The sequence below is a fragment of the Streptacidiphilus sp. PAMC 29251 genome, assembly GCF_054208735.2.
Genome location: NZ_CM135725.2, coordinates 969,699 through 996,009 on the forward strand (window position 1 = coordinate 969,699; position 26,311 = coordinate 996,009).

The 26,311-nt window shown below is 71.5% G+C and carries 25 protein-coding genes and 2 pseudogenes; 11 read left to right on the forward strand and 16 right to left on the reverse strand.

Going from position 1 to position 26,311, the window contains the following annotated elements:
- Positions 1–5: 5 nt before the first annotated feature.
- From efeB to ACXKR8_RS04520, 7 genes are all read right to left on the reverse strand, one after another.
- Positions 6–1,310, reverse strand: a complete 1,305-nt coding sequence (gene efeB / locus ACXKR8_RS04490; RefSeq protein WP_458271596.1) for an iron uptake transporter deferrochelatase/peroxidase subunit — start codon at positions 1,308–1,310, stop codon at positions 6–8.
- Positions 1,307–2,491, reverse strand: a complete 1,185-nt coding sequence (locus ACXKR8_RS04495) for an EfeM/EfeO family lipoprotein (RefSeq protein ID WP_458271597.1) — start codon at positions 2,489–2,491, stop codon at positions 1,307–1,309. Before ACXKR8_RS04495 ends, efeB begins: the two co-directional genes overlap by 4 nt.
- 5 nt (positions 2,492–2,496) lie before the next feature.
- Positions 2,497–3,387, reverse strand: a complete 891-nt coding sequence (locus ACXKR8_RS04500; RefSeq protein ID WP_458271598.1) for an alkaline phosphatase family protein — start codon at positions 3,385–3,387, stop codon at positions 2,497–2,499.
- Between the two features lie 182 nt (positions 3,388–3,569).
- The gene (locus ACXKR8_RS04505; RefSeq protein WP_458271599.1) at positions 3,570–4,244 is read right to left on the reverse strand and encodes a hypothetical protein; all 675 of its coding nucleotides are present in this window, start codon (positions 4,242–4,244) and stop codon (positions 3,570–3,572) included.
- A gap of 99 nt (positions 4,245–4,343) precedes the next feature.
- On the reverse strand, positions 4,344–4,646 hold the full coding sequence (locus tag ACXKR8_RS04510) for a hypothetical protein (RefSeq protein ID WP_458271600.1): 303 nt from the start codon (positions 4,644–4,646) through the stop codon (positions 4,344–4,346).
- Between the two features lie 111 nt (positions 4,647–4,757).
- The gene (locus ACXKR8_RS04515; RefSeq protein ID WP_458271601.1) at positions 4,758–5,276 is read right to left on the reverse strand and encodes a pyridoxamine 5'-phosphate oxidase family protein; all 519 of its coding nucleotides are present in this window, start codon (positions 5,274–5,276) and stop codon (positions 4,758–4,760) included.
- A 181-nt stretch (positions 5,277–5,457) separates the two neighbouring features.
- A complete protein-coding gene (locus ACXKR8_RS04520) occupies positions 5,458–5,892 on the reverse strand; it encodes a VOC family protein (protein ID WP_458271602.1) in 435 nt (144 codons plus the stop codon).
- 226 nt (positions 5,893–6,118) lie between these two features.
- Between ACXKR8_RS04520 and ACXKR8_RS04525 the strand changes: the two genes are divergently transcribed.
- Both ACXKR8_RS04525 and ACXKR8_RS04530 read left to right on the forward strand, forming a co-directional pair.
- On the forward strand, positions 6,119–6,508 hold the full coding sequence (locus ACXKR8_RS04525) for a protein-tyrosine phosphatase family protein (protein WP_458271603.1): 390 nt from the start codon (positions 6,119–6,121) through the stop codon (positions 6,506–6,508).
- Between the two features lie 21 nt (positions 6,509–6,529).
- Positions 6,530–7,036, forward strand: coding sequence for a deaminase (locus tag ACXKR8_RS04530; RefSeq protein WP_458271604.1), 507 nt, complete (start codon positions 6,530–6,532; stop codon positions 7,034–7,036).
- A gap of 70 nt (positions 7,037–7,106) precedes the next feature.
- Here the strand turns inward: ACXKR8_RS04530 and ACXKR8_RS04535 are convergent, their stop codons facing one another.
- Both ACXKR8_RS04535 and ACXKR8_RS04540 read right to left on the reverse strand, forming a co-directional pair.
- Complete coding sequence (locus ACXKR8_RS04535) at positions 7,107–7,790, reverse strand: response regulator (RefSeq protein ID WP_458271605.1); 684 nt, start codon at positions 7,788–7,790, stop codon at positions 7,107–7,109.
- On the reverse strand, positions 7,787–9,088 hold the full coding sequence (locus tag ACXKR8_RS04540) for a sensor histidine kinase (RefSeq protein WP_458271606.1): 1,302 nt from the start codon (positions 9,086–9,088) through the stop codon (positions 7,787–7,789). The genes ACXKR8_RS04535 and ACXKR8_RS04540 overlap by 4 nt, the downstream gene beginning before the upstream one ends.
- A 133-nt stretch (positions 9,089–9,221) precedes the next feature.
- Between ACXKR8_RS04540 and ACXKR8_RS04545 the strand changes: the two genes are divergently transcribed.
- Together ACXKR8_RS04545 and ACXKR8_RS04550 are read left to right on the forward strand one after the other, a co-directional pair.
- Positions 9,222–10,142, forward strand: coding sequence for an ATP-binding cassette domain-containing protein (locus ACXKR8_RS04545; RefSeq protein ID WP_458271607.1), 921 nt, complete (start codon positions 9,222–9,224; stop codon positions 10,140–10,142).
- Positions 10,139–10,993: an ABC transporter permease gene (locus tag ACXKR8_RS04550; protein WP_458271608.1), complete on the forward strand. Its 855-nt coding sequence runs from the start codon at positions 10,139–10,141 to the stop codon at positions 10,991–10,993. The genes ACXKR8_RS04545 and ACXKR8_RS04550 overlap by 4 nt, the downstream gene beginning before the upstream one ends.
- A 28-nt stretch (positions 10,994–11,021) precedes the next feature.
- Here the strand turns inward: ACXKR8_RS04550 and rph are convergent, their stop codons facing one another.
- Complete coding sequence (gene rph, locus ACXKR8_RS04555; protein WP_458271609.1) at positions 11,022–13,559, reverse strand: rifamycin-inactivating phosphotransferase; 2,538 nt, start codon at positions 13,557–13,559, stop codon at positions 11,022–11,024.
- 233 nt (positions 13,560–13,792) lie between these two features.
- On the opposite strand from rph, the gene ACXKR8_RS04560 reads away from it, so the two are divergent.
- The gene (locus tag ACXKR8_RS04560) at positions 13,793–14,533 is read left to right on the forward strand and encodes a DUF899 domain-containing protein (RefSeq protein ID WP_458271610.1); all 741 of its coding nucleotides are present in this window, start codon (positions 13,793–13,795) and stop codon (positions 14,531–14,533) included.
- A gap of 73 nt (positions 14,534–14,606) precedes the next feature.
- Here ACXKR8_RS04560 and ACXKR8_RS04565 read toward each other — a convergent pair whose 3' ends face one another.
- Positions 14,607–15,005 carry a discoidin domain-containing protein gene (locus ACXKR8_RS04565; protein ID WP_458274898.1) on the reverse strand — a complete coding sequence of 133 codons (399 nt, stop codon included), beginning with the start codon at positions 15,003–15,005 and terminating at the stop codon, positions 14,607–14,609.
- Between the two features lie 45 nt (positions 15,006–15,050).
- Positions 15,051–16,928 (reverse strand): annotated as a pseudogene (locus ACXKR8_RS04570) (discoidin domain-containing protein); the annotation flags it as partial.
- A 222-nt stretch (positions 16,929–17,150) separates the two neighbouring features.
- Between ACXKR8_RS04570 and ACXKR8_RS04575 the strand changes: the two are divergent.
- Together ACXKR8_RS04575 and ACXKR8_RS04580 are read left to right on the forward strand one after the other, a co-directional pair.
- Positions 17,151–17,897: a dienelactone hydrolase family protein gene (locus tag ACXKR8_RS04575; protein ID WP_458271611.1), complete on the forward strand. Its 747-nt coding sequence runs from the start codon at positions 17,151–17,153 to the stop codon at positions 17,895–17,897.
- A gap of 56 nt (positions 17,898–17,953) precedes the next feature.
- Entirely contained in the window at positions 17,954–18,232 is a 279-nt protein-coding gene (locus tag ACXKR8_RS04580) for a DUF6295 family protein (RefSeq protein WP_458271612.1), read from the forward strand.
- A 14-nt stretch (positions 18,233–18,246) separates the two neighbouring features.
- On the opposite strand, the gene ACXKR8_RS04585 is transcribed toward ACXKR8_RS04580, so the two are convergent.
- Both ACXKR8_RS04585 and ACXKR8_RS04590 read right to left on the reverse strand, forming a co-directional pair.
- A complete protein-coding gene (locus ACXKR8_RS04585) occupies positions 18,247–19,500 on the reverse strand; it encodes an MFS transporter (RefSeq protein ID WP_458271613.1) in 1,254 nt (417 codons plus the stop codon).
- Positions 19,497–20,087 (reverse strand): helix-turn-helix domain-containing protein, encoded by a 591-nt coding sequence (locus ACXKR8_RS04590; protein WP_458271614.1) that lies wholly within the window; start codon positions 20,085–20,087, stop codon positions 19,497–19,499. The genes ACXKR8_RS04585 and ACXKR8_RS04590 overlap by 4 nt, the downstream gene beginning before the upstream one ends.
- Before the next feature lie 128 nt (positions 20,088–20,215).
- On the opposite strand from ACXKR8_RS04590, the gene ACXKR8_RS04595 reads away from it, so the two are divergent.
- Positions 20,216–20,572, forward strand: coding sequence for a hypothetical protein (locus ACXKR8_RS04595; RefSeq protein WP_458271615.1), 357 nt, complete (start codon positions 20,216–20,218; stop codon positions 20,570–20,572).
- 106 nt (positions 20,573–20,678) lie between these two features.
- Here the strand turns inward: ACXKR8_RS04595 and ACXKR8_RS04600 are convergent, their stop codons facing one another.
- On the reverse strand, positions 20,679–21,242 hold the full coding sequence (locus tag ACXKR8_RS04600) for an NAD(P)H-dependent oxidoreductase (RefSeq protein ID WP_458271616.1): 564 nt from the start codon (positions 21,240–21,242) through the stop codon (positions 20,679–20,681).
- A 121-nt stretch (positions 21,243–21,363) separates the two neighbouring features.
- Between ACXKR8_RS04600 and ACXKR8_RS04605 the strand changes: the two genes are divergently transcribed.
- The 3 genes and pseudogenes from ACXKR8_RS04605 (at position 21,364) to ACXKR8_RS04615 (ending at position 25,065) form a co-directional block, all read left to right on the forward strand.
- Positions 21,364–22,005, forward strand: coding sequence for a TetR/AcrR family transcriptional regulator (locus tag ACXKR8_RS04605; protein WP_458271617.1), 642 nt, complete (start codon positions 21,364–21,366; stop codon positions 22,003–22,005).
- A gap of 155 nt (positions 22,006–22,160) precedes the next feature.
- Entirely contained in the window at positions 22,161–24,485 is a 2,325-nt protein-coding gene (locus ACXKR8_RS04610) for a SpoIIE family protein phosphatase (RefSeq protein WP_458271618.1), read from the forward strand.
- A 72-nt stretch (positions 24,486–24,557) separates the two neighbouring features.
- Positions 24,558–25,065 (forward strand): annotated as a pseudogene (locus tag ACXKR8_RS04615) (GNAT family N-acetyltransferase).
- Positions 25,066–25,085: 20 nt separating this feature from the next.
- Here ACXKR8_RS04615 and ACXKR8_RS04620 read toward each other — a convergent pair.
- Positions 25,086–26,204: an MFS transporter gene (locus tag ACXKR8_RS04620; RefSeq protein WP_458271620.1), complete on the reverse strand. Its 1,119-nt coding sequence runs from the start codon at positions 26,202–26,204 to the stop codon at positions 25,086–25,088.
- Positions 26,205–26,311: the final 107 nt, after the last annotated feature.

A 26,311-nucleotide genomic window follows, 5' to 3' on the forward strand; every position in this document is an offset into this window, starting at 1 on the left:
TCCGATCATCCTCGGTCGCCCGGAGCGGTTCGGCCCGGAGGCGGGGCCGATTGGATCAGCCCGGACCCGAGGAAGTCGCGCCCGCCCGCCATCCCCGGCAGCGCGAAGAAGTAGCCACCGCCGGTCGGCTGGACGTAGTCCACCAGCGGCTCCCCGGCCAGCCGGGCCTGCACCGCCTCGAACTGGCGCACCACGTCCTGCTGGTAGCTGCAGAACAGCAGGCCGACGTCCAGGTTGCCGTTGCTGTCGACGCCCCGGTCGTAGTTGTAGCCGCGGCGCAGGATCTGCTGGCTCCTGGTGGCCCGGTCGCGCGGGTTGGCGAGCCGGATGTGCGCGCTGAGCGGGACGGCGACGCCCTGCGGGTCGGCGGCGTAGTCCGGGACGTCGGTCTCGGCCGTGCCGTCCAGCGGGGCTCCGCTGTCCCGGCGGCGGCCGATCATCGTCTCCTGCTCGTGCAGCGAGACCCGGTCCCAGAACTCGACCAGCATCCGGATGATCCGCACCACCTGGTAGCTGCCGCCGTCGGTCCAGGCGGGCTCGCCGTGCTGCCCGCCGCTGGTCCACAGCAGCGCGGCGGTCACCGCGGGGTCCGCGACGTCCGGGTTGGCGATGCCGTCCTTGAAGCCGAGCTGGTTGCGCGGGACCCCGCTGGGACGCGGCGCGGCGTGGAAGCCGTCGGCCTTCCAGTTCAGCTGCATCCCGGTGCGGGTGTGCTTGGCGATGTCGCGCAGCGCGTGCATCACCGTGTCCCGGGAGTCCGCGCACAGTTGCAGGCAGAGGTCGCCGTGCAGTTCGGTCGACCCGGCCAGATGGTCGTCCGGGAACACGGGCATCGGCTTCAGCCGGGCGGGCTTGCGGGTGGCCAGGCCGTAGCGGGCGTCGAAGAGCGAGGCGCCGACTGCCACCGTCACGGTCAGCCCGTCGGCCGGGACGGACGGGCCGAGGGTGGCGCTGTCGGCGGGCACCGCGGCCACCCCGGCGTCGGGCGGGGCGCCACCGGCCGTCAGAAACCGGATCCGCGCGGTGAGGGTGCGCAGCAGCTGCTCCAGGCCGGCCCGGTCGGCGGCGGTGACCCGGAACGAGGCGAAGGTGGCCGCGGCCTGGGGTGGAGTGGTGATCCCGGCCTGGTGCGGGCCCTCGCAGGGGATCCGGCGGTCGGCCCCGGGGTCTGCCGACGCCGCCGCAGCGCTCTGGAGGCCCTCGACGCCCTCGGTGCCGAGGACCCCGACGCCGACCGCCGCGGTGCCCAGGGCGGCGCCGCGCAGGAAGGTACGCCTGCCCAGAGCTGAGGGCACTGCGTCGGCGGTCATGCGGAGGGCCTTCCCTGGAGCAGGTCGGGGACGGTCGACAGCTGTTCGAGCAGGCCGTCCAGGGCGGCGTCAAGATGCTGACGCTGCGTCAAGGGCAGTGCGGCAGGCGGGATCCAGGCCCCGGCCTGGGTGCGGTCGGCGGACAGTTCCGCGTCCAGCCGGGTGAGTCCGGTGTCCAGGGCGGTGAGCAGCTCCGGGTCGCGCGGCTCGATCAGGGCCCGCAGCGTGCCCAGTACCGCCCGCGTCCCCTGGACGTTGGCGTCAAGCGTCGCCAAGGTGCTGCCGCTGCCGTAGTCGGAGGCGCCGGTGAGTTGGAACTGCAGGGCGTTCTCCAGGATCTCGTGGCTGCGCAGCGGCAGGTCGCCGGGGTCGATGTCGGCGCTGGGGAAGTCCGCGATCATGTCCTGGATCGAGCCGACCAGACCGTGGGTGAGCGGCCGCAGCTCGGTGGCGCTTTCCCCGTGCCACAGGCCGTACTCGATCCGGTGGAAGCCGCTCCAGGAGGGGTCGGCGGTGCCCCCGGGCAGACCGTCGGCGGTGCCGTCGATGGCGGCGTCGAAGTCGCCGAAGCTGTTGTAGGCCGCGCCCAGGCGCTCGTAGTCCAGGTGGGCGGTGAGCCAGGCCGTGCGGGCCCGGGGCAGGTCGCCGGCGGCGATGTCCGCGTCCAGTCGGCGGCTGTCAGCGAGCAGTGCTGGCAGCGACTTGTCGACATAGCCACGGTAGGCGTTGACGGGTGCGGCCAGCTCCAGATCGGGCAGCGGCAGCACGCCGGGGACGGGATTGGCGGCGGTGCCGGTGAGGGTGCGCACCGGGGAGGTGCGGACCGTCCCGTCGGTGAAGACGCAGCGCAGCGCGTAGCGGCCGCCGTCGAGGGTGGTGGACAGCGCCCTCGGCACGCCGGGCAGCAGCGACAGCACCTCGGCGTAGACCGCGCCGCTGCCGGGCGCGATCAGATAGACCTCGGCCGGGTCCCGGGCGGTATCGCTGAGCTGCAGCGACTGCGGTCCGGCCGCGGTCGGCAGCCATCCGGAGCCGCAGTCGCGCTGACTGACCGTCACCACGGCGGCGGTACCGGCCGCGGGCCGCAGGCCGACCGCGCCGCCGAGCAGCGCCAGCGCGGCGACGGACACGGCGGCGGCTGCCAGGGCGCGGGACGGCAGCCGCCGGGCGTTGGAATGCAAGCTGCTCAGTTCCAGATGTCGGTGATGGCGGGGGCGGTGGCGCTGGAGCCGACCGGCGTCAGCCCGTACATCTGCTCCAGGGTGGCGAGCAGGTTGTAGTGGTTGATGCTCTCGTCGTAGTGCCCGGTCTTCACGGACTGGCCGACCACGATGGTGGGGATCTGGTTGCTCTCGGTGTAGTCGTCCTCGTCCCAGGTGACGATCAGCAGGCTGTTGTTGGCCTTGGCCCAGGTCGCGTAGGCGGACAGCTTGCTGTTCAGCCAGCTGTCTGCGCTGGCGATGCTGCCGTCGTGCATGTCGTCGTTGAGGTTGGGGATGACGAACGACAGCGTCGGCAGGCTGGCGTAGTTCGTGGGGAAGGAGGTGAACGGCAGCGAGTCGGCGGTGGGGACGTTGCTGAAGTTGATCCAGGGCGAGTGCTTCCTGGCGTACTTGCCGGAGCTGCAGGTGGTCGAACCGGTGGAGGGCAGGCCCTCCGAGTAGCCCTTGAAGGTCTTGCCCGCGGCGAGCAGCTCGGAGCCGAGGTTCGCGACGTTGCCCTTGTTGACCGGGCAGGTGTCGGCGCTCAGGCCGAAGGTGCTGCCGGCGAACAGCGCCATGTAGTTGGGCTCGCTGGGGTGGGTGACCCCGAACGAGGAGGTGAGCAGCGCGCCCTGCCCGGCCAGCGCGTTGAAGTAGGGGGCACTCGAGTTGCCGATGATGTCGGCGTAGGAGTGGTTCTCCTCCATCACCACGACCACATGGGCGGGGGTGGGCACGGTGGCGGAGACGGCCTGCGCGGCAACGGGGGTGGCGGCGGGGGCGGCAGCGGGCTGGAGCACAGCGACGGTGCTGAACGCGGCGACGGCCGCGGTGGCGGCGGCCAGGGACCAGAGCGTGCGGGACCTCGAACGCATGCATGACTCCACAGAAAGGGGGGCCGGGCAGGCGGCGGCCCGCCCGTTGCTACGGATCAGCAGCCTAGGGAGCCGGAGTGACGCCGAATCGTCCGTTCCCCCCGCACTTGGTGAACTGCACATGCCATACAAGTGCCGCAGCGGCGGCTGCGGACGAGGCGACCAGCCGCCCTGGGTTGTGCTCACCAGCCCGCCAAGTCCTCCCCGACGTCGAGCCCGGTGTCGTGCAGCCACCGCTCCGCGATCTCCTCGGAGTTCCGGGTGCCGATGGACAGATAGACGGTGTGCACACCCGGTGCGGACGCGCTGCACTGCACGGTCCAGACGCCGTTGAGGCACAACTGGACGCCGCAGAGCTTGGGGGCCGGCAGGCCGCGCAAGGGTGAGTCCCAGGCGATGTCGACGGTCAGCGGGCCGGCGGCGGCAACGGCGATGTCAATCTCCGGCTCGATCCATGTGTGTGCCGCACTGAAGGGGAAGGTGTCCGGCGTCCTCCCCTCCTGCAACTGGAACTGAACGCCCTCGGGCAACGGCCACAACGCCGCGAGCTGGGGCTGAAGTTCCGTCTCCACCCAGAGGCCCTCGTACTTCTCCTCGAAGCCCCAGCGCGCCAAGGTCCGCCAGAACTCACGGTACCGGGGGTCGTGGAGGTAGCGCTCATCGCCCATGAACGTCCCGTGGTTGAAGTACCGGCGCGCGTATTGGAACTGCTCCACGGTCGCTATGTCATTGAGGGAGAAGTCCGCGCGTGCGGCCGTCCCGGTCCCGAATCGGGTCAGCAACTGACGCGCGAACGCAAGCGCGCTGCTCACGTCGGGCAGCGCGTCCCCCACCTGGTACAGCGTCGATGCACCCACCGGCGACCTCCTGCCCGAACACTACTGGCGACCGTCAGCCGGTTGCATCGGGAATACGCCTCGGGAGTCCGGCTCCGCACCTGACCACGTGCCATGACCTCACCCCACCGACGCACCCGGCGCCAGCACCAGTCCCGCTGCCGCGAGAAAGTCCTCAAGGCTGATGACACCGCTGTCGGTGCCGTCGTCCCATTCGATCAGGAGTCCCGAGAGGCCATCGTTCCAGGACTCCGGCGTGTCGGCATCATCGTCAGGGCCGGGATGCCACTCGACGCAGCCCTCACCATGCCGGTATCGGAGATACAGGTACTGGCCGTCCGCCGTCCAGGCATCCCACTGTGATGGGCATGCCGAACACGTCTGCACAACCCGCGTCAGCTTCCGACCCTCATCCCTCTCCATCCGACGATGGTCGCGCACCGGCGGACGCCCGGCAATCGACATCAGGCCCCTCGTCACATGCGCCTCAAGCAGCAGCCAGACGCACGTCATCAATGATCGGCCGGACAGCTCTCAGGAGTCGGCCCTGGTCCAGAACTGACGAGGAGCGAAGCCCTCACGTCTCAGCCAGTGCTCCGTATAGACGATCCGCTCGGCCTCCACCAGAACCACGGGTCCGGTCGGTGGCTCGGTCAGCGGAAGGGAACGCTCGACATGGTCGGACTGCCACCGGAAGGCCGGCCAGTAGTGCGCGAATTCCGCGTCATCGGGCCCCAACACCCGGGCCTGCCCGAAGATCTGAGCCCCTCGGCTACTGGCCTGGCCCACCAGCGGGGCGAAGACGCCGATCGACACGCGGGGGTCCGCCGCGATGTTCCGCATCTTCGGGGACACCGCCGACGCGGTGAACATCAGGGCGAAGTCGAGGTGGTAGTAGCGAACCGGCGTTGCCAGCGGCCCAGCAGCCCCCGACGTCGCCACCACGCACATGTTCTGGGACGACAACAGGTTCAGGATGCGTTCTTCAAGGCGCTCACGATCGAGCCGATCCTCGGGGGCTGAACCGGCCAGCCACGGGTTGGTCACAGGCATGGCCAATAGTCGCACAGCGCCGGCCCGACCCACCGGCCACCAGGACGCCGCCCGCATCGTGGCGCGTGGCGGTGGCGTGCGCCTCAGCGTCGATTTTTATATCTCGTAGCCGAGTTCAGGACTAGGGGCAGGTCGCTCCGTCGTCTGGCGCACCCCGTGGACGGCACATGCAGCAGGCGGGTCAGTCCAGGCAGAACTCATTGCCCTCGATGTCCTGCATCAGCAGGCACGACTCGTTCTCCTCGTCGGCGAGCAGCAGCCGCCCGCGCACCGCGCCCAGCGGCAGCAGACGCGCGCACTCCGCCTCCAGCGCGGCCAGCCGCTCCTCGCCGACGAGCCCGGTCGCGACCCGAACGTCCAGGTGCACCCGGTTCTTGACGACCTTGCCCTCGGGCACCCGCTGGAAGTACATCCGGGGACCGACGCCCGAGGGATCCATGGCGACGAATCCCATGTCCCGCTTCTCGGGCGGCAGCGAGGCGTTGTAGGCGTCCCAGCTGTCGAACCGCTCCGGCGGCGCCGGCACGACGTACCCCAGCACCTCGCACCAGAAGCGGGCCACCCGCTCGGGCTGGGCACAGTCGAAGGTGACTTGGAACTTCTTGATCGTCGACATCGCGCCACCCTAGTGCAGCGCACTCCCGTTCACACCAACAGCGCATCGAACGGGGAACGTGAACGTCCGGTCGAGTCGTTGGTTCACCTGGAGAGGGGTTTCGGTGAGGACACGTCAGAGGGACCGCGGGGCACCCGAACCGCAGGCGCCGTGGGACGAAGTGAGGCCGGGGCTGTGGCTGGGCGGACACTTTTGGGCCGGATCTGACGGGGAGGTGCAGACCGCTGTGGTCGGTGCTGAATTCGACCTGGTCATCAGCCTGTTCACTCGAGCGGGCCACGGGCCTGCCCCCGGCGTCGACCATCTGGTCAGGGAGATCCCCGACGGTCCGCTGACGGCCGAGCAGCTCCACTCGGTCCAGCGGTTGGCGGTCACCGCCACGGAGGCTGTACGGAACGACCGCACCGTGCTCGTGCGCTGCCACTCTGGTTACAACCGCTCCGGCCTCGTCGTCGCACAGACCCTGATCGAGCTAGGCCAGGACGCCACGTCCGCCATCGCCCTCGTCCGACAGAGACGATCGCCGTGGGTCCTGAACAACCCGATCTTCGAGCAGTACCTGACCACCGGACTCGACGTCGCCTATCTCCTGGCCGGACTCGAATCCGCTTCCTGAATGTGCGATCTCGCATGAGCCATGACTCCTGACGAGATGCTGTTGGCCGCGATCACTGTCGCGGAGGAGGGGCTGGCCGCCGGGGAGTTGCCGATCGGGGCGGTGGTGGTGATGGGGGACGAGGTCGTCGGCCGGGCTTTCACTGAGGACATGGGGCGGAAGCGGCGGCTGGTCCATGCCGATCTGCTGGCGATGATCCAGGCCGACGAGCGGCTGGGGTGGGGTCGGCGAGCGCAGCCGCTGCGGCTGGCGGTGAACCTGGAGCCCTGCGTGATGTGTCTGGGCGCGGCGATGGCGCTGGGGGTGGCCGAGGTCTACTTCGGGTTGGAGTCACCCGCGGACGGCGCGGCCGGGATCGCGGCGGGCTGGCAGCCGGCCAGTGCGGACCTGCCGGGGTACGGAGTTCCGGTCGTGGTGGGTGGCCTCCGGCGGGAGGAGTGCCGGGAGCAGTTCAGCCGCTATTGCCGGACGGCGCCGGACAACGGGTTCCGCCGCTGGGCGCAGACGCTCGTCGACCTGCCGGGCTGAGCCGGTTCCCGCGCAGCGATGACGGACGCGTCCGGGCGGCGGCGCAGGCGGCGTGCCCTCGGCGCAGCTTCTACCCGGGTGGGACGACCAGGCCCAGCTCATAGGCCTTGATGACCAGTTGCACCCGGTCCCGGGCTTCGAGCTTGGTGAACAGCCGCGCCACATGGGATTTGGCGGTGGCCACGGTGATGAACAGCTGCTCGGAGATCTCATGGTTGGAGCAACCGAGGCCGACCAGGGTCAGCACCTCGCGTTCGCGTTCGGTGATGCCCTCGACGGCGCGTGCGGGGCGCCGGCCGGAGGCAGGGGAACCGGCGGACTGGGCCCCGGGGCGGGCGACGAAGTCGGCGATCAGGCGGCGGGTGACCCCGGGCGCGATCAGTGCGTCCCCGGCGGCGACCACCCGGATCGCCGTGAGGATGTCGTCCAGGGCCATGTCCTTGACCGCGAAGCCGCTCGCCCCGGCCCGCAGCGCGCCGTAGACGTGGTCGTCCTCGTCGAACGTGGTGAGCATCAGGACCCGGGTGGGGCCGCCGGAGGCGGTGATCCGGCGGGTGGCCTCGATCCCGTCCATGCCGGGCATCCGGATGTCCATCACCACCACGTCGGGACGCAACTCCCGGGCCAGGTCCACCGCCTCCTGGCCGGTGGCGGCCTCGCCGACCACCTCCAGGTCGGGGGTGTCGGCGATGAGGACCCGTAGGCCGGAGCGGATCAGCGGCTGGTCGTCGGCGAGCGCGACGCGGACCGTCATCGGACCGGCTCCTCGGCGGAGGCCCCCGCAGGGGCGGGTGCGGCGGCGGCGGCCACCTCCGGCAGGGGCAGTCTCGCTGCGACCCGGAAGCCGCCCCCAGCCCCCGGTCCCGCGCTGAACTCCCCCCGCAGCAGCCCGGCCCGCTCGCGCATGCCGGTGATGCCGAAGCCCCGCCCGGGTCGGCGCCCGGCGCCCCCGTCCCCGTGGTCGACGACCTCCAGCGAGAGCGCGTCCGTCCCGTAGTCGACGGCCACCCGGCACTGCCGGGTTCCGGCGTGGCGGACCACATTGGTGACCGCCTCCTGCACGATCCGGTACGCCGACAGGTCGATGTCCGCCGGCAGCGGACGCCGCTCCCCCGTCCAGTCGATCTCGACCCGGACGCCCGCTTCGGCGGTGACCGTCGCCAGCCGTCCGAGGTCGGCCAGACCCGGGGCGGGCAGCAGCGCGGCCTGGTCGGCCCGGGCCGCCGGATCGCTCTGGCGGAGTGCGACCAGGGTGCGGCGCAGCCCGGACAGGGTCTCCCGGCTGGTGGCCTCGATCGCGGCCAGCGCCTTGCGGGCCTCCTCGGGCTGGGTGGTGATGACCCGGCTGCCCACCCCCGCCTGGATGGCGATGATGCCGATACTGTGGGCGACCATGTCGTGCAGTTCCCGGGCGATCCGCAGCCGCTCGGTGGTGACGGCCTGCTCGGTGGCCTGCGCCAGGGCGGTGGTGGCGGCCTCCCGGCTCTGGTGGATCGAGTTGCCGAGCAGCCAGGCGAAGACCATCACCATGACCCCGGGCCAGTCGATTCGGTTCAGCAGGACGGCCCTTCCCTGCATGGTCTGGTTGACCTGCATGGCCCGGTCGACCTGGTAGACGGCGAGCATCACCAGCGACAGGCCCAGGGCGGTCAGCCCCACCCGGCGCGGCCTCGTCGCCGCGATGTAGCAGAGGGCGACCAGGGCGGGGAAGCTCTGGGCCAGCGTCACCTGGCGCTGCCAGGGATCCGACACCGCCATGGCGAGGGCGAAGGTCAGCAGCAGCCCCAGCACGGTCATCGGGAAGCGCCGCAGCAGCAGGGCGGCCAGCACGTCCGAGGCCGCCACCGACAGCGGGCCCAGGTGCTTGACGCCGCCCTCGTCGCTGAACGGCGGTTGCAACTGGTTCGCGCAGAAGATGATGACCAGGATGGTGGCCGCCGCCCACAGCAGGGCGTTCCGCAGGCGGTGCGGGGGGCCTTCGGTGTCGCCGGAGGGCGACGGCTCGGCCGGTGTGGCGTCCATCCCGCTGGCGTGCATCCCGCTGGCATCCATCCCGCGAGCGTAACCGGCGGCCGGGCGCCGGACATTGGCCCGGGGACGTACGCCCACGGGATGACCGCCGGTGCGGCGATTGTCGTCCCCGGACCGATGCCCGGCCCCGGCCCTGCCCGGCAGGGTTGCGGTTGTGATCGAAGTCAGCGAACTCTCCAAGCGCTACGGCCGCAAGACCGCCGTCGACCAGCTCTCCTTCACCGTGACGCCCGGTCAGGTCACCGGGTTCCTCGGCCCCAACGGGGCCGGCAAGACCACCACGCTGCGGATGATCCTCGGCCTGGACGCGCCCACCGGCGGCGGCGCCACGGTCGGCGGGGTCCCCTTCCGCACCCATCCGCGCGGGCTGCGCCACGTCGGCGCGCTGCTGGACGCGCAGCAGGTGCACGGGGGCCGCAGCGCCACCGCGCACCTCCAGGCCCTGGCCCGCAGCAACGGCATTCCGCTGCGGCGAGTGGACGAGGTGCTGACGGAGGTGGGCCTGACCGAGACGGCGCACCGCCGCATCGGCGGCTACTCGCTGGGCATGAAGCAGCGGCTGGGCATCGCCGCCGCGCTGTTGGGCGACCCGCCGGTGCTCATGTTCGACGAGCCGATCAACGGCATGGACCCGGAGGGCGTGCTCTGGGTGCGCCACCTCTTCCGGCGCCTGGCCGCTGAGGGCCGCACCGTCTTCCTCTCCAGCCATCTGATGACGGAGATGGAGAACACCGCCGACCAGCTCGTCGTCATCGGCCGGGGCCGGCTGATCGCCGCCGAGTCGGTGCGCGCCTTCGCCGCCCGCGGCAGCAGGATCGGCGTCCTGGTGGGCACCCCGCAGGCGGCGGAGCTGACCGTGCTGCTGACCGCCGCGGGCGCCTCGGTGCAGCCGGAGGGCTCGGCCGGGACCGAGCGGCTCACGGTGACCGGGCTGCCGGCCGAGCGGATCGGCGCGCTGGCCCTGGAGCACCGGATCCTGCTGCACGAACTGACCACCCGTACCGCTTCACTGGAGGACGCCTTCATGGAACTCACCGCCCACAGCGTCGAATACCTGGCAGGGCAGCCCCGATGACCGCGCTCACCGAGGTCTCCCCCGCTCCGTCGGCCAGGGCGACGGCCGAGCCGCAGGCCCGGTTCGCGGACCTGGTCCGCTCCGAGTGGATCAAGATCCGCTCGCTGCGCTCCACCCCGTGGACGCTGCTCCTGCTCACCCTGTTCGTGGTCGCATCCTCGGCCTTCGCGGCGCTGGCTGACAACCACGACCGGCCGACCCCGCTCCCCGCCGGGCAGGTCAACATGGGCGCGCTGCACGACGCCTTCGCCCCGGCCGGATATATGACGCTGATGCTGGTCGCCGGCTGCATGGGCGCGATCGCGGTCGTCAGCGAGTACAGCAGCGGGCTGATCCGGACCACCACGGCCGCCGTCCCGGCCCGTGGATCGGTGGTGCTCGCCAAGGCCGTGGTGCTGACTGTGCTGTGGACGGCAGTCGGCGCCGTGGCGGCCTGCGGCTCGTTCTGGCTCTCCCAGGCCGTCCTGAGCGAGAAGAACGCCGGGATCCCGATCACCCACCCCGCCGCGTTCCGGGCGCTGGCGGCGTCGGCGCTGCTGGCTCCGGTCTGCGCGCTGATCGGGCTGGGGCTCGGCGTGCTGATCCGGCACAGCGCGGGCAGCATGGTCAGCGCCGCCTTCACCCTGCTGATGCTGCCGGCGTTCTTCACCTCCAACCACCGCTGGTCCGCCGACCTGGCCCACACCCTGGTGGAGAACGGTTGGGAGCGGCTGACCGTGGACTGGACGCCGCCGAGCGGGTTCCACGGGATCTACTTCGCCACGGTCACCGGCTCCTGGGTGGTGTATGCGGTCTGGCCGGTGGCCGCGGTGGTCCTGGCCCTGCTGGTGGTCTGGCGCCGGGACGTCTGAGCTGGTCGACAATGCGGAAAGCGGGCGGTCAAGGCAGGATCTCGACGTAGCCGTCGGTCCCGTGCACGCGGATCCGCTGCCCGTCCTGGATCAGCCGGGTGGCCCGGTCCACGCCCACCACGGCCGGCAGGCCGTACTCCCGGGCGATCACCGCGCCATGGGTCATCAGCCCGCCCACCTCCGTCACCAGGCCCGCGATCCCGACGAACAGGGGCGACCAGCTGGGGTCGGTGTGGACGGTGACCAGGATGTCGCCCGCCTCGAGATCGGCCTTCGCCATGTCGAGGATCACCCGGGCCCTGCCCTCGACGGTCCCGGCGGAGACCGGCAGGCCGATCAGGGCGCCGGCCGGGGCGTCGTCGCGCCGGTACGCTCCGTTGACGGCCTCGCCGTCCGAGGTGAGCACCCGGGGCGGGGTGAGCGCCTGGTACGACCGGAACGCGTCCTTGCGCTGCTGGATCAGTCGGCCGTCCACCTGGTGCGAGCGCACGGCGTCGCGGAACTCCTGGAAGGTGAGGGAGAAGACGTCCTCCCGCTCAGCGAGCACCCCCGCCTGCACCAGGCGCTCGGCCTCCGCCAGCAGGGCCTGCTTGTAGACGAAGTAGCGGCTGACGATGCCGTACTTCGGATACTCCCGGTAGCCGATGAAGCTCCTGACCTGGTCGATCATCCGCTTGGTCTGGTCGGCTTTCCGCTCCCCGTCCGGCAGGGCCCGCAGCCGGGACAGCACGTCCTGTTCCTTCTGCCGCGCCTGCTGCCGCCCGTGCTCGAAGCGCCGCTCGGCGGCGCCCGGCTCGAAGTTCCTGACATTGTCGAGGATCACCGGCACCAGCGTGCTGGGGCGCTCGCGCCAACGCGGTCTGCTGATGTCGATCTCGCCGACGCAGCGCATGCCGTACCGGTCGAGATAGGCCTCGATGGCGTCGCGTGCTTCGGCTCCGCCCGCGAGCTTCGGCAGTTCGTCCAGGAAGTCCTCGTCCTCGACGGCCCGCAGGAACGCCACCACCTCCGGGTGCGGGCGGATCACGTCGGCGACGTCGAGCAGCGCCAGCCCCATCTCCGAGGTGACATTGTCGGGGGCGGACAGGGTGAGCGTGTCGGCCGCGTTCTTCTCGCCCAGCCACTCCAGCAGCTTGTCGTTGAGCCACCAGGTGGCCTCCATCCCGGCCATGATCGCCTGAATGTTCAGCGGATCACTGAGGACCCGCTTGTGCTCCTCGAAGGCCTCCAGCAGGAAGTCGAACAGCGCCGGTCCGCTCTTCGTCCGGATGTCGCGCTCCAGGGCGGCGATGGACGCCCGGCTGCGCCCGATCAGCGCGGTGACGATGGCCGGATCAGCCTCGACCGGGGCGGACCCGGCCCGGGCCGGCGGCCCGCCGGGAGCCGCGTCCGGGAGCGACGGGACGAAGTCGCCGCGGTCGAGGACGGTCTCCAGTGCGTCCCTGACCAGCGGATCTCCCCTCCCCATGACGTCCAGCAGGGCGGCCCGGCTCGCCGGCGGGCCCAGCCGGGCGGTGACGTCGACGAACAGCCGGCCGCCGGCCTCGTGCATCGGCACCATGGCCGTGAGCTGCCACATGGAGAAGCCCAGGGGCTTCATGGGGTCGGTCATCATCTGCTGATGGCCGACGGAGACATAGACATGGTTCTCGACATCGCCGGGCGCGGGCGCCGGGACGGGGAACAGGGTGGTGATCGGCCGACTCTGGACGATCTGGAAGTCGTCGTCGGCCAGGCACCACTCGATGTCCTGCGGGCGGCCGAAGTGCGCCTCGATCCGCCGCCCGATCCGCACCAGCCGCAGGACCTGAGCATCCGTCAGCGACGGTCGCTGGTCGGCGACGATCGCCTTGGCGACGACCGCGCCGTCGCGCACCGTGAAGACGTCCGGGTTCACCAGGCCTGAGACCAGGGCCTCGCCGAGACCGAAGCCGGCGTCCACGGTGGCGGTCCTGCGGTTGCCGGTGACCGGGTCGGCCGTGAACAGGACGCCGGACGCCTCCGGGACGACCATCTGCTGCACGACCACGGCCATCTGGACCGTGCGGTGGTCGATGCCGTTCCGCCGACGGTATGCCACGGCCCGCTCGGTGAACAGCGAGGCCCAGCACCGGCTGATGTGGTGAAGGATCGCTGCCGGCCCGACGACCTTCAGGTAGGTGTCCTGCTGGCCGGCGAAGGAGGCGGTCGGCAGGTCCTCCGCCGTCGCACTGGAGCGGACGGCATAGGCGGTCTGCTCGCCGTAGCGGGCGAGCGCGCGGGTGATCGCCGCCGCGAGATCGTCGGGGAGGGCGATCCCTTCGATGGTCGAGCGGATCTCCGCGCTGAGCGTGCGGATCGCCTCCCGGTCGTCCGGGCCGATGCCCGACAGCTGATCGAGCAGATGGTCGATCGACGGCGCTTGCGCCAGGATCCGCCGGAAGGCCTCCGTCGTCACACAGAAGCCGACCGGCACCTGAATGCCCTCGATCCGCGACAGCGCACCCAGGGACGCGCCCTTGCCGCCGACGACCGCGACCTCGGCCCCGTCAATGTCCTGAAGATCCCGCACGTACTGCTCAGTCACCGCTGTTCCTCACGTCGTGCCCTCATTTCCGCAGGTTACGGCCTCGGTCGACGATTCTGCGGGACGACCCGGGCCTTGCCGCAAGCCCCCAGGTGCGCTATACGTTAGGAGTGGCAGGGAGAGGGATCTCCTTGCCATTTGTCTTTGTCCCGGCAGCGATGAGTTCGGGTCCGCTGCTTCGTCCTATGTTCCGGAGGAGCCCGCACCGGGCCCCGGGACAGAGGAGCAGAGAGATGAGTCTTCCGCGGATCGCCTCACGCGAGGAGTGGCTCGAGGCCCGCCGGGATCTGCTGGTCCGTGAGAAGGAGCAGACCCGGGCCCAGGACGCGCTGAACGCCGACCGGCGGCGGCTGCCGATGGTCCTGGTCGACAAGGAGTACCGCTTCGAGGGGCCGGACGGCAAGGCCGACCTGGCCGCGCTCTTCGGCGGGCGGCGGCAGCTGATCGTCCAGCATGTGATGTTCGACCCGGCCTGGGAGGACGCCTGCGACAGCTGCTCGGCCGGGCTGGACGAGGTCTCCCCCGGCCTGATCGCGCACCTCGGGGTCCGCGACACCGCGTTCGCCCTGGTCTCCCGGGCGCCGCTGGCGAAGATCGAGCCCTACCGCAAGCGCAAGGGGTGGTCGTTCGCCTGGTACTCCTCGTTCGGCAGCGACTTCAACTACGACTTCCATGTCTCGGTCGACCCCGCGGTGGCCCCGGTGGAGTACAACTACCGGGGCGGTGAGGCGCTGGCGCAGGCAGGGCAGGGCTGGCTGCTGGAGGGCCCCATGGAGATGCCGGGCTTCAGCTGCTTCCTGCGCGAGGGCGACCAGGTGTTCCACACCTACTCGACCTTCGGCCGGGGAACCGAGCAGCTCGGCAGCGCCTACGGGTTCCTGGACATCACCGCGCTGGGCCGCCAGGAGGACTGGGAGGAGCCCAAGGGCCGCGCCGACGTCGCCCGCCCGGCGAACCCCAACTTCGCGGAGTAGCAGGGCAAGTGAACGAACTGCGGCCCTCCCGCCCGGCTCCGTCAGGGGAGCCGGTGGGAGGGCCGCAGGCCGGTCAGGAGGTGTAGAGGTTGGCCTCGGCGACGCTGAACCAGCTGCCGGAGCTCCCGGTCTGGGTCACCCGCACATACCGCGCCGTGGTGGACGGGAAGGAGACCGTGGTCACCTGGCCCGAACCCGCCCCGGTGGCCAGCGTCGCGCCCCAGGTCACACCGTCGCTGGAGGTCTGCACCGTGTACCCGCGCGGGTAGTCACCCGTACTGGCCGAACCCGTGTCCAGCACCAACTGGTTGAACGTCTTGGCACTGCCCAGGTCCAACTGGAAGTACTGACCCGACACCTGCGCCGCACCCGTCGACCAACGCGTCCCCGCGTTGCCGTCGATGGAGTTCGACGCCGGATCCGCCGCCGCCGAGGACGACGCGGACGCCGTCCAACCGGTCCGCGGCAGCACGGTCTCGGTGGCCGGAGCGCTGTAGAGGTTGGCCTCGGCGACGCTGAACCAGCTGCCGGAGCTCCCGGTCTGGGTCACCCGCACATACCGCGCCGTGGTGGACGGGAAGGTGATGGTGGTCAGCTGACCGGATCCCGCACCGGTGGCCAGCGTCGCGCCCCAGGTCACACCGTCGCTGGAGGTCTGCACCGTGTACCCGCGCGGGTAGTCACCCGTACTGGCCGAACCCGTGTCCAGCACCAACTGGTTGAACGTCTTGGCACTGCCCAGGTCCAACTGGAAGTACTGACCCGACACCTGCGCCGCACCCGTCGACCAACGCGTCCCCGCGTTCCCGTCGATGGAGTTCGACGCCGGATCCGCCGCCGCCGAGGACGACGCGGACGCCGTCCAGCCAGTGCGCGGCAGGACGGTCTCGGTGCCGGTTCCGCCGCCGGTCCCGGTGTTCCAGGTGAAGGTGGCGGTGGTCTGGGCCGGGAGGGTGTAGGAGAAGGTCTCACCGTTCCAGTTGACCGTCACCGCCTTGGAGGCGCCGGACTCGTTGTAGGCCACCAGCGCCTTGGAGCCGTCCGGGTTGAGCCAGGCCACGTTGGGCACGCTGGTGCTCGCGGTGGAGTCGATCCGGTAGGCGCCGGGCTTCACGAACTTGGTGAGCTGGCCCATGTCGTAGTACTCGATGTTGTAGTCCACCTGCCCGCTGCGGCTGTCGCCGTTGTGGACCGTGATCAGCCCGGTGCAGGTGCCGCAGCCGCCGTTGTGCGGGCCCATGTTCTGGTCCACCGCGAGCGACCACTTGACCACCGACTGACCCCAGTTGCGGGTGTAGTCGATGATGTTGTTCATGTCCTCCTGCTGCTGGTTGGCGATCCAGGTGCCGCCGGAGTGCTCGGTGTCGAAGGCGGGCACCGAGGGGTACTGGTTGTGGATCGTGGTCTGCTCGCTGACGTCGCCCTCGTAGCCGTGCCAGGCGATCCCGCCGAACAGCGAGTCGTTGCGGATCGCGGCGTCGTTCACGGTGGGCGCGCCGTAGGAGGCGTAGGAGTCCCAGTTCCAGTCCAGGGCGAGGACCTTGGTGCTCAGCCCGGCGGCGTGGAAGGCGGGCAGCAGGTTGGTGCCGGTGAAGTAGTCCAGGCCGTTGCCGTCCCACTGCATCGACGGGTAGCCGGAGCAGCAGGTCGGCTCGTTCTGCACGGACACGTAGTCGATCGGCACGCCCTGCGCCTGGTAGGCCTGCACGTACTTGACGAAGTACTGCGCGTAGGCCGGGTAGTACTGCGACTGCAGGTAACCCTGGCTGTAGGCGCCGCTGTCCTTCATCCACGGCGGCGCGGTCCACGGCGTGGCCATCACCTTGAGGTTCGGGTTGAGCTGCTGCGCCTGCTTGGTCAGCGGCAGCACGTCGACCAGGTCGTGGCTGATCGAGAAGTGGGCCAGCGAGGCGTCGGTCTGGCCCGCGGGCAGGTCGTCGTAGGTGTAGTTGCTGCGGGCCAGGTCGGAGGCGCCCATCGGGTTGCGCAGGAAGTCCAGGCCGATCCCGGTGGTCGGACTGAACAGGTTGTTCATCACCGTGGTGCGGGTGGCGGCGCTGAGCGCGCCGCTGCTGTTCATCAGATAGGCGGCGGTGTCCGTGAAGGATGCGCCCGCTCCGGTGAACTGCTGGTACTTGGTGCCCTCGTTGACGTTGATGACCTGGCCGCTGCTGCCGGTGCCGGCCGCGAAGTTGACCGGTGTCTGCTGCTGCAGGCCTCGGGTGACGGTGCGTCCGCCCGAGTCGGAGGTGGTGGTCAGGGCGATGCCGACCTGCTCACCCGCGGCGTGGGCGGTGGTGGCCGGCCCGGCCAGGATCAGGCCGCCCGCCGCGAGGGTGCCCGCCAGCACGGTGGGGAGGACCGTGCGGCGGCGTAGAGGTGTTCGGGTGGTCATGGAGTGCGGCCCTTCGGTGGGGGTGTCATGGGCATGACGGACCAGAGGGCAGGCCTTCACCGGCCGCCCTCGATTGACCTGACCATATTTCAACTCATGAATAAAGCCGGGGGCAAGAGTCTTGGCATGCTTCATTACTTGGAGACAGAAGATGCAGGTGGAGATGATGGGAAGGGATACGCTCGGCCCACGGGGGGATCATCCGACCCAGAAAGGCGCAGCATGTCTGACGCGCTGTTGGCAGAGACCGTCACCATCACCGGGGACGGAGGCGTGGAGATCGAGGCGTACGCGGCCCGACCGCAGCGCTCCGAGCCGCTGGGCGGCGTCGTGGTGATCCACCACATGCCCGGCTACGACCTCCCCACCAAGGAGATCACCCGCCGCTTCGCCGCCGAGGGCTACAACGCCGTCTGCCCCAACCTCTACACCCGCGAGGCCCCCGGCGCGGCCCCGGACGACGCCGCGGCGGCGGCCCGGGCGCTCGGCGGGGTGCCGGACGACCGGCTGGTCGGCGATGTCGCAGGCGCCGCGGCCTATCTGCGCGGACTGCCCAACTCCAACGGCCGGGTCGGCGTGATCGGCTACTGCTCCGGCGGACGGCAGTCCTTCCTGGCCGGCTGCAGCCTGGACCTGCAGGCCGCGGTGGACTGCTACGGAGCCTTCGTCACCGAGGCGGTGCCGGAGGGCTTCCCGCTGAAGAGCGGCCCGATCGGCCACCTGGCCAAGGACCTCTCCTGCCCGCTGCTCGGCTTGTTCGGCGCCGAGGACAGCCACCCCTCGCCCGAGGCCACGGCCGAGCTGGAGCGACTGCTCAACGAGCACGGCAAGGAGTACGAGTTCCACACCTTCCCGGACGCCGGACACGCCTTCTTCGCGGTGGAGCGGCCCGCGTACCGGCCGCAGGCGGCGGTGGAGGGCTGGAAGCTGCTCCTCGACTTCTTCGGACGGCACGTCAGCGGCGCCTGACCGCCCAGCTCACCGACGACCACCACCGACCACCACTCCCAAGGAGTCAGCCGGCCATGTGCACCTATCTCACCGAGCAGGTCGACATCGAGGGCAGCGGCAAGGGGCCGAACGGCTACTTCCCGCTCACCCGGGCCATGGTCTATGTCGACCACCCGCAGCACGCCCCCTTCGGGCACACCGTCAACGTCGACTTCCTCAACCCCGGCCTCGGCCCCTCGGCCCGGGTCGCCGTCGAGCTCACCGAGGAGGCGGCGCTGGCGCTGATCGACGCCCTGCGCTCGGCCCTGGCCTCCGCCCCGCCGGGGCTGGCCTCGGCGAACGCGCCGGTCTGAGCCGCAGCGCGGCCTCAGGGCGCTGCTCGGGCCCGGCGGAAGCCGGGGGCGAGCAGCAGCAGGAGTCCCGCGGCCTCGATGCCGCCGCAGAGGGCGTAGGCCCGGTCCAGGCCGATCGCCGCGATGGCGAAGCCGGTGGCGGCCGAGGCCAGCGGGACCACTCCGAGCGAGACCAGGGCGTTGACGGAGGAGACCCGGCCCCGGAACGCGTCCGGGGTGTGGGTCTGCGTCAGCACCGAGCAGAGCACCGCCATCGGCCCGCTGCACAGCCCGACCAGCGCGGTCATGGCAACGGCGGCGCCGAGGCCGGGGGCGAGCGCCGTACCGAGGAGGGCGACGCCCTCGACCGCCCCGCAGACCGTGATCCACAGCGCCGGGCGGCCGGTGCCGCGGATCCTGGTCGTCAGCAGCGCGCCCAGCGCCGCGCCGAGGCCGAACCCGGCGAGCATCAGCCCGATGCCGCTCGCGCCCCAGCCCCGGTCGGCGCAGAGTTCGGCCATGCCGATGTTCATCGGGCCGACGAAGCCCAGGTTGGTCAGCAGGATCACCAGGGTGAGCGGACCCAGCACCGGGTGCCGGGCCAGGAAGGCGATGCCCGAGCGGAAGTCCCCGTGGTAGGTGCTCGCTGTTGCGCCGACTGACCCCTGACTCCCGGTCAGGGCCCGCGGCCGGACCGAGGCGATCGCGGCGGCGGAGACCGCGAAGGTGGCCGCGTCCACCACCAGGGCGAGCGGGACGCCGCCCCAGGCGACGACCAGGCCGCCCAGCGGCGCGCCCAGCGAGAGCGCGATCCGCGCGGCCATCCCGGCGACCACCGCTCCGGACCCGTACTGCTCCGGGCGCAGCAGCCGGGGCTGCATCGCCCCGGCCGCCGGGAGGAACAGCGCGTCCACGATGCCGAAGCCGACGGCGAGGAGCGCGAGCACCGTCAGGCCCGGGGTGAGCAGGACCGCTCCGGCGGCGGCCAGGGTGATCGCCACCCGCACCAGGTCGCTGCCGATCATCAGCCTGCGGATGTCGTAGCGGTCGGCGATGACCCCGCCGAAGAGCAGCAGAAGCAGTCGTGGCAGCGCGGAGACGGTGAGCAGCAGTCCGGCGGTGCCGGCCGAGCCGAGGTGGACCGCGGTCCAGGACAGCGCCACCCACCAGACCTGGTCGCCCAGCTGGGACAGGCTCTGCCCGGTCAGGTAGCGCAGATAGGGGCGTTCGCGCAGAACGGAGTTGCCGCGTCGGTCGATGCCGGCGGCCGGGGCGGCGAGGACGCTCATGGCTTCTCCGGGAAGGCGTGCAGGAAGAGGAAGACGTTCTCGCGCTGGTCGTCGGTGCGGTCCTCGGGGCGGGTGTGCGGGTCTGGTCGGCCCAGGTCCGCCCAGCGCCGCAGCACCTCGTTCAGCTCGTCGTTGAGGGCGTGCAGCTCGGCGGGGGTGAGCCGGAGGTAGTTGTTGGAGGTGGTGGCGGCGCCCACCCATTCCTCCGGCCAGGTCTGCTTGCCGGCCTCGAAGGCGCCCAGCCGCTCGAACTGGTCGGCGACCAGATCCCGGTACACGGTCTCGGCGACAGCCCGGTCGGCCGGGTCGTCGAACTGCTGGAGCGACCAGGAGACCGCGCCCGGGACCACCCGCCACCAGCGCTCCCGACGGTCCCTGGCCAGCTCGGGGGCCTCCTCGATGAAGCCGCGGCGGCCGAGTTCGCGCAGGTGGTAGCTGAGCTGTCCGGGGTCGGCGTCGACATGCTCGCCGAGCAGGGTGACGGTGGCGGGGCCGAGCTGCATCAGCAGCCGGTAGAGCCGGCGGCGCAGCGGGTGGGTCAGGCCCTTGAGCATGTCCGGGTCGGTCAGTCGTCGGGGCTCGGTCATGGCCCCACCGTAGATGCAGTAGATTTCTTCTGCAAGAGAATTACCGCAATATAGTTACTGCGATGTTCCGGCTGCGGGCCCACCAGGGGCGGCCCTTAGGATCGCCTTCACCCCCCGGAAGGATGCCGATGGACCAGAACCGCGCGCCCTATGAGTACGCAGTCGCCGCAGCCGATGAGATTCGCTCCCTCAACTACGGGACGCTGCAAGGGGGCTATCAGACCCCCGGTGATGTCTACGATGTCGCGCACGCGCTGAAGACCCTGTCCCAGCGGCTGCCGCAGGCGATCGAGCAGCTCGGGATCGGGTTGGCCGTGCTCGCGGACGGCGACCAGGTGCGGATCACCTCGGGCGCGGCCGGGCACGACACGGTGCCCGAGCGGCGCGAGAAGATAGCCGACTCGCTGAAGTCCGCGCTGGAGGCGGTGGGCACGCTGGAGGAGGCCATGGCCGTGGTCACCCGGCTGACCAGCGACCTGGTCTGATGGCCTGGCCCGACACACGGACCGGGCCGGTCCCGCGAGTGCGGAACCGGCCCGGCCGGGACGTTCGGGGTGTTCGGGGCGTTCGGGGCGTTCGGGGCGTTCGGGGTCAGGCGGCGGGGACGGCGGCGACCGCGGCGGCGACCTTGGCCAGCACCAGCGGGAGCTGCTCGGCGACCTCGGCGTCGTCCTTCGGGTGCAGCTCCGCGAAGCGGACGACCGAGCCGGGGACGGAGAGCGCGGCGTCCTCGACCAGCACGCCGCCGGCGATGCCGACCGACTTGCGGGTCTCGTCCTGCGCCCACAGGCCGCCGAACTGGCCGTAGGCGGTGCCGACCACGGCGACCGGCTTTCCACTGAAGGCAGAGGCGCCGTAGGGGCGGGACAGCCAGTCGATGGTGTTCTTCAGCACCGCGGTGATGGTGCCGTTGTACTCCGGGGAGAACAGCAGGAAGGCGTCGGCCGAGCCGGCCGCCTCACGCAGCTTGGCGGCGGCGGCCGGGACGTCGCCGGCCACGTCGATGTCCTCGTTGTAGAAGGGAACCTCGGCCAGGCCCTCGTAGATGACGACCTCGACGCCCTCGGGGGCGTGGTGGACGGCTGCCTCGGCAAGCTGGCGGTTGTGCGAACCGGCGCGAAGGCTGCCGACGAAAGCAAGGATGCGTACGGACACGACGGACTCCTGAGGAAGATGAGCAGGCCGGTCCGTGAATGCGGACCGTGCTACGAGTACAGGTGTAGCACCCAAAGCGGACTGCGGTCCACTTTCCTGGTTTCCGGACTATCCTGCTTGCATGGACCTGCACCTCCAACCCCACGCCGACCGCGAGCTCCCCGTCCTCGGACAGCCCCCCAGGGAGCGCGCCGACGCCGCGCGCAACCGGGCCCGCCTGCTCGACGCCGCCGCGGACCTGGTCGGCGAGCTGGGCGCGGAGCACGTCACCATGGAGGCGGTGGCCGCCGCCGCCGCCGTGGGCAAGGGCACCCTGTTCCGCCGCTTCGGCGACCGGGCCGGGCTGATGCTCGCCCTGATCGACCACGCCGAGCAGGAGTACCAGCAGGCCTTCATCTCCGGACCGGCCCCGCTGGGCCCCGGCGCGCCGCCGCTGGAGCGGCTGGAGGCGTTCGGGATCGCCACCATCCGCTTCGGCCTCCGCTACCTGGACCTCTTCCTGGCCGCCGAGCCGTGCGCGTCCAAGCGATGTCTGGTGCCGGCCAGGGCCGTGCGGGTCACCCATGTCTCCGCACTGCTGCGCCAGGCCGGCAGCGGCGGGGACACCGAGCTGCTGGCCCAGACCCTGGTCGGCTATCTGGACCCGGTCCTGCTGAACCACCTGCACAAACAGCGCAACCTCCCGCTCGCCCGGATCGAGGACGGCTGGCGGGAACTGGCCGGGCGGATGACGGACCGTCAACTTCCCTGTACGAACCCTTGACAGAGTGACCCCCGGCGCGGGCGGGGCGGTCCCGGCACGGTAGCCTTCACGCCGTTCGAGACGCTTTCGTACGAGAGCGATGACTCCGGACGTAATATGCTATTTCCGTATATACCTTCCGTAGGATCATCCATGGAGGCGGGAGGAGCTGTCCGATGGGTCCGACCGAGGAGTACGACAGCGTCGTCCCGCCCCTGCGGAGCGTGGACGTGCTGGCCGCCGTCGGCATGGGGGTCTGGCGCTGGAACAAGGCCGAGGACGCGCTGGAGATGGACCCGGTCTGCGCCCGGCTGCTCGGGCTGGACGGGTCGGTCGGGCGGCTGCGGGAGCGCAGGCTGAGGTCGCTGCTGCACGCCGAGGACTTCATCCGGCTGCGGTCGACCGCACTGCTGTCCATTGCCGAACGGCGGCCGTTCGAGCTGCGCGTTCGAGTGCTCACCGAGCAGGGGCGGCTGCTCCGGGTGCTGCACCTCCAGGTCGCCGTGGGCACCCCCGAGGACGCCTACACGGTGCAGGGCACGGCGCTGGACGGGCACGTGGCGGAGGCCGAGGGCGAGGCTGCGGCCCTGGGGGCCCGCTCCGGGAGCAACGGCTCGGCGCCGGACCCGCTGAAGCCGGACTCCTTGGCGGTGGACCCCTTGGCGGTGGACCCCTTGGCGGTGGAACGGCAGCAGATCGACGCGCTGAACCAGGCCAGGGGCCCGCTGACGCCCGCCTCGACTCCTCCGGCCCCGATCCGGCCGCCGGCCCGGCGCGACCTGGAGTCGCAGTTCCGCGGCCCGCTCGCGCCCGCCCCGCCGCCCCGGCACCTGCGCCGCTCGCGGGAGGCGTTCCTGCTGGACGCCGGACGGGCGCTGGCCGAGGCCGGCACCACCAGCGAGGTGCTGCGGGTGGTGGCCTCGCTGTCGATGCCGGGCTTCTCCCCCGATGGCCTGGCGGTGTTCGGGGTCGAGGGCGGGCTGCTGACCGTGGTCGGGCAGCACGGCCACCAGGAGGGCGCCGAGCACCCCTTCACCATGCCGCTGGAGACCGACTACCCGGCCGCCGAGGTGGTCCGCACCGGGCGGGCGGTGTACCTGTCCACGCCCGAGGAGTACCAGCGACGGTTCCCGGCCACCTGGCCGCTCGCGGCCGGCTTCGGCCGGCAGTCCTGGGCGTTCCTGCCGCTGGTCAGCGCCGGACGCACGACCGGGGCCTGGCTGGCCTCGTTCCGTACCCCGGTCAGCTTCTACCCGGACGAGCGGGCGGTGTTGTCCACCGTGGCCCGGATGCTGGCGCACGCCCTGGAGCGGGCCCACACCAATGAGTCCGAGCGGGCGCTGTCCCGGGGGCTGCGCCGCAGCATGGGCACCGGCACCCCGACCACGCCGGGGATGACCGTCGCCACCCGCTACGTGCCCACCGGCGGCGGACTGATGGTCGGCGGCGACTGGTACGACATCATCGACCTGCCCGGCGGCCGGATGGCGCTGGTGATCGGCGACGTGCAGGGCCACGACGTGCACGCGGCCGGACTGATGGCGCAGCTGCGCACCGCCGTGCACGCCTACGCCGCCGAGGGCCACCGCCCGGACGCGGTGCTGGCCCGAACCTCGCGCTTCCTGGCCGCGCTGGACGACGACCGCTTCGCGACCTGCATCTACATCGAGGCCGACCCGGCCCGCGGCACCCTGCACATCGCCCGGGCCGGCCACCCGCACCCGGTGATCCGGACCCCGGACGGCACCTGCCTGATCCGGCACGTCGAGGGCGGCCTGCCGCTGGGGCTGATGCCGGAGGAGGAGGACTGCCCGGTCACCACGCTGGAACTGCAGCCCGGCGAGGTGATGCTGCTCTGCACCGACGGGCTGATCGAGACCGGCGGCCACGACATGTTCACCGGCTGGATCCGGGTGCGGGACACCATGTCCCCCGGGCCCGCCGAGGATCTGGAGGGCATGGCCGACGCGCTGATCCAGGCCGTGCATGGGCCCGCCTCGCACGGCGACGCCGGGCACCTCGCCGACCGGCGCGAGGACGACATCGCGCTGCTGCTGCTCCGCCGCGACTCGGTCGGCGTCCGCCCCGAGCCGCCCGGGCGGCGGCTGGTGCTGACGGTCGCCCAGGACCAGCCGGAGCGGATCGCCGGGGCCCGGCAGGAACTGCGCTCGATCATGCACGACTGGGCCACCCAGGACCAGGTGGACGCGGCGGTGCTGCTGGCCTCGGAGCTGCTGGCGAACGTGCTGGTGCACACCGAGACCGAGGCGGTGCTGGTGGCCGGGATGACCGGCCCGGCCGGCACCCGCCGGCTCCGGATCGAGGTCGCCGACCGCAGCGACGAACTGGCGCACCGCCGCTCCCCCGGCGAGATGGCCTCGTCCGGCCGCGGCCTGATCCTGCTGGACCTGCTCTCCGACCGCTGGGGGATGCAGCCCAGGGGCGAGGGCAAGGCGATCTGGTTCGACCTGGACGAGGCCCAGGAGGGCCCGGCGGCCTGACCCGTCCGAACCGGGTGGAGTTGCCACTGGGTGGTCTGTCGCGGTTCCGCCGACGGGCGGCACAATGATCCGATGCGCATTCGGACTGCCCGCGTCGAGGATCTGCCGCTGCTCCAGGAGATCGAGCGGGCCGCGGGCGATCCGTTCCGGGAGATCGGGATGGCGGAGATCGCCGACGACGAGCCGCCCTCGCTGGAGGAGCTGGCCCGGTACCAGCAGGCCGGCGCGGCCTGGGTGGCGGTGGGCCCGGACGACCGGCCGGTGGCGTACCTGGTCGCCGAGCGGGTCGACGGCTGCCTGCACGTGGAGCAGGTCTCGGTCCACCCGGCCCACGCCCGCGGCGGCGTGGGCCGCTCCCTGCTCGACCACCTCGCCGAAACTGGCCCGCGGCGCAAGCGTCCCGGCGCTGACCCTGACCACCTTCACCGACGTCCCCTGGAACGCCCCGTACTACGAACGCTGCGGCTTCCGCCGCCTGGCCGAGGCCGAGCTCACCCCGGAACTGCGCGCCGTCCGCGAGTGCGAAGCCGCCCACGGCCTGGCCCGCTGGGCCCGCGTCTGCATGCGCCGCGACCTCTAGGAACCGGGGCGGGTCGGCGGCTACGACGTTGCGTCGGGAGTGGCCCTCGCCGGTTCGCGGACGGCGGCGCGGCGCTGCTCGGGACGGGTCAGCAGATAGCCCGACGCCAGGGCGGCCAGACCCGCGACGGCCAGGAGCAGGAGCCGGTAGTCCATCAGCGCGATCAGCGCGGCGCCCACGGCGATCGCGATCGTCTGCGGGACGGACAGCACCAGGCCGAGCGCCGCGTCCGTCCGGCCCATCAGCTCCGGTGGAGTGCGCCGCTGAAAGAGCGTCATGATGCCGACCGTGATCCACGGCAGACTGGAGCCGATGAGTGCGCAGCCCGTGAGGACGGCAGGCGTCGACGCGGCTGTCAGCAGCAGGAACCCGACCGCGGCGCCGGCCAGGCCCAAGGCGACCAGCAGGCCCTCGCTGAGCCGTCGCATCAGTGGGGCCGCGGTCACCCCGGCCGCGACCGCGCCGACTCCCTGGGCCGAGATCAGGACGCCCAGGAAGGCGTCCGGACGGTGCAGCCCCGTACTCACCACGGCGAAGACAGCGGTCTCCGAGAATCCGAAGGCAATCATGATCAGCGCACCGGCCAGGGTCAGTTGCCGCAGCACGGGGGTGTCCCGGATGTGGCGTGCCCCGGCGGCGGCCTCGGTGAACCGGCGGTGGCCGGACGGGGCCGGCGATTCCTCGCGCACCCGCAGGGCGAGCAGGGTGGCCGTGGCGACCAGGAAGGTCACCACGTCACCGATGATCACCGGCGTCGCGCCGAAGGTGGTGAGCAGTCCGGCACCGAGCAGCGGGGTGACCAGTCTCAGCCCCCACTGCGCGGTCTGCATGGTGCTGTTGGCATGGCCCAGGAGCTGCTCGGGGACGATCCGCTGCAGCAGGGCGGTCTGGGCCGGACCGAGGACGCCGGCCGACAGGCCGTAGCCGAACATCACCAGGTAGATCAACCAGACCTGGCCCCGGCCATGGACCAGCAGCAGGAGCAGCACCAGCGCCGCGGTGGCCAGGTTGGCGGCGATCAGCAGCGGTCGACGGCGCAGCCGGTCGACGGCGCAGCCGGTCGGCGAGCACGCCGCCGACCGGCCCGCCCAGGGTGCCGAGCGCGAACATGAAGAAGGACAGGCCGGCGGCCGAGGCACTGCCGGTGAGCATCTTGATCCAGATGCCCAGGGCCAGCCACAGGGCGGAGTCGCCGAAGGTCGACAGGATGTCCCCGGCCAGGTAGAGCCGGGCGTCGCGGTTCGCC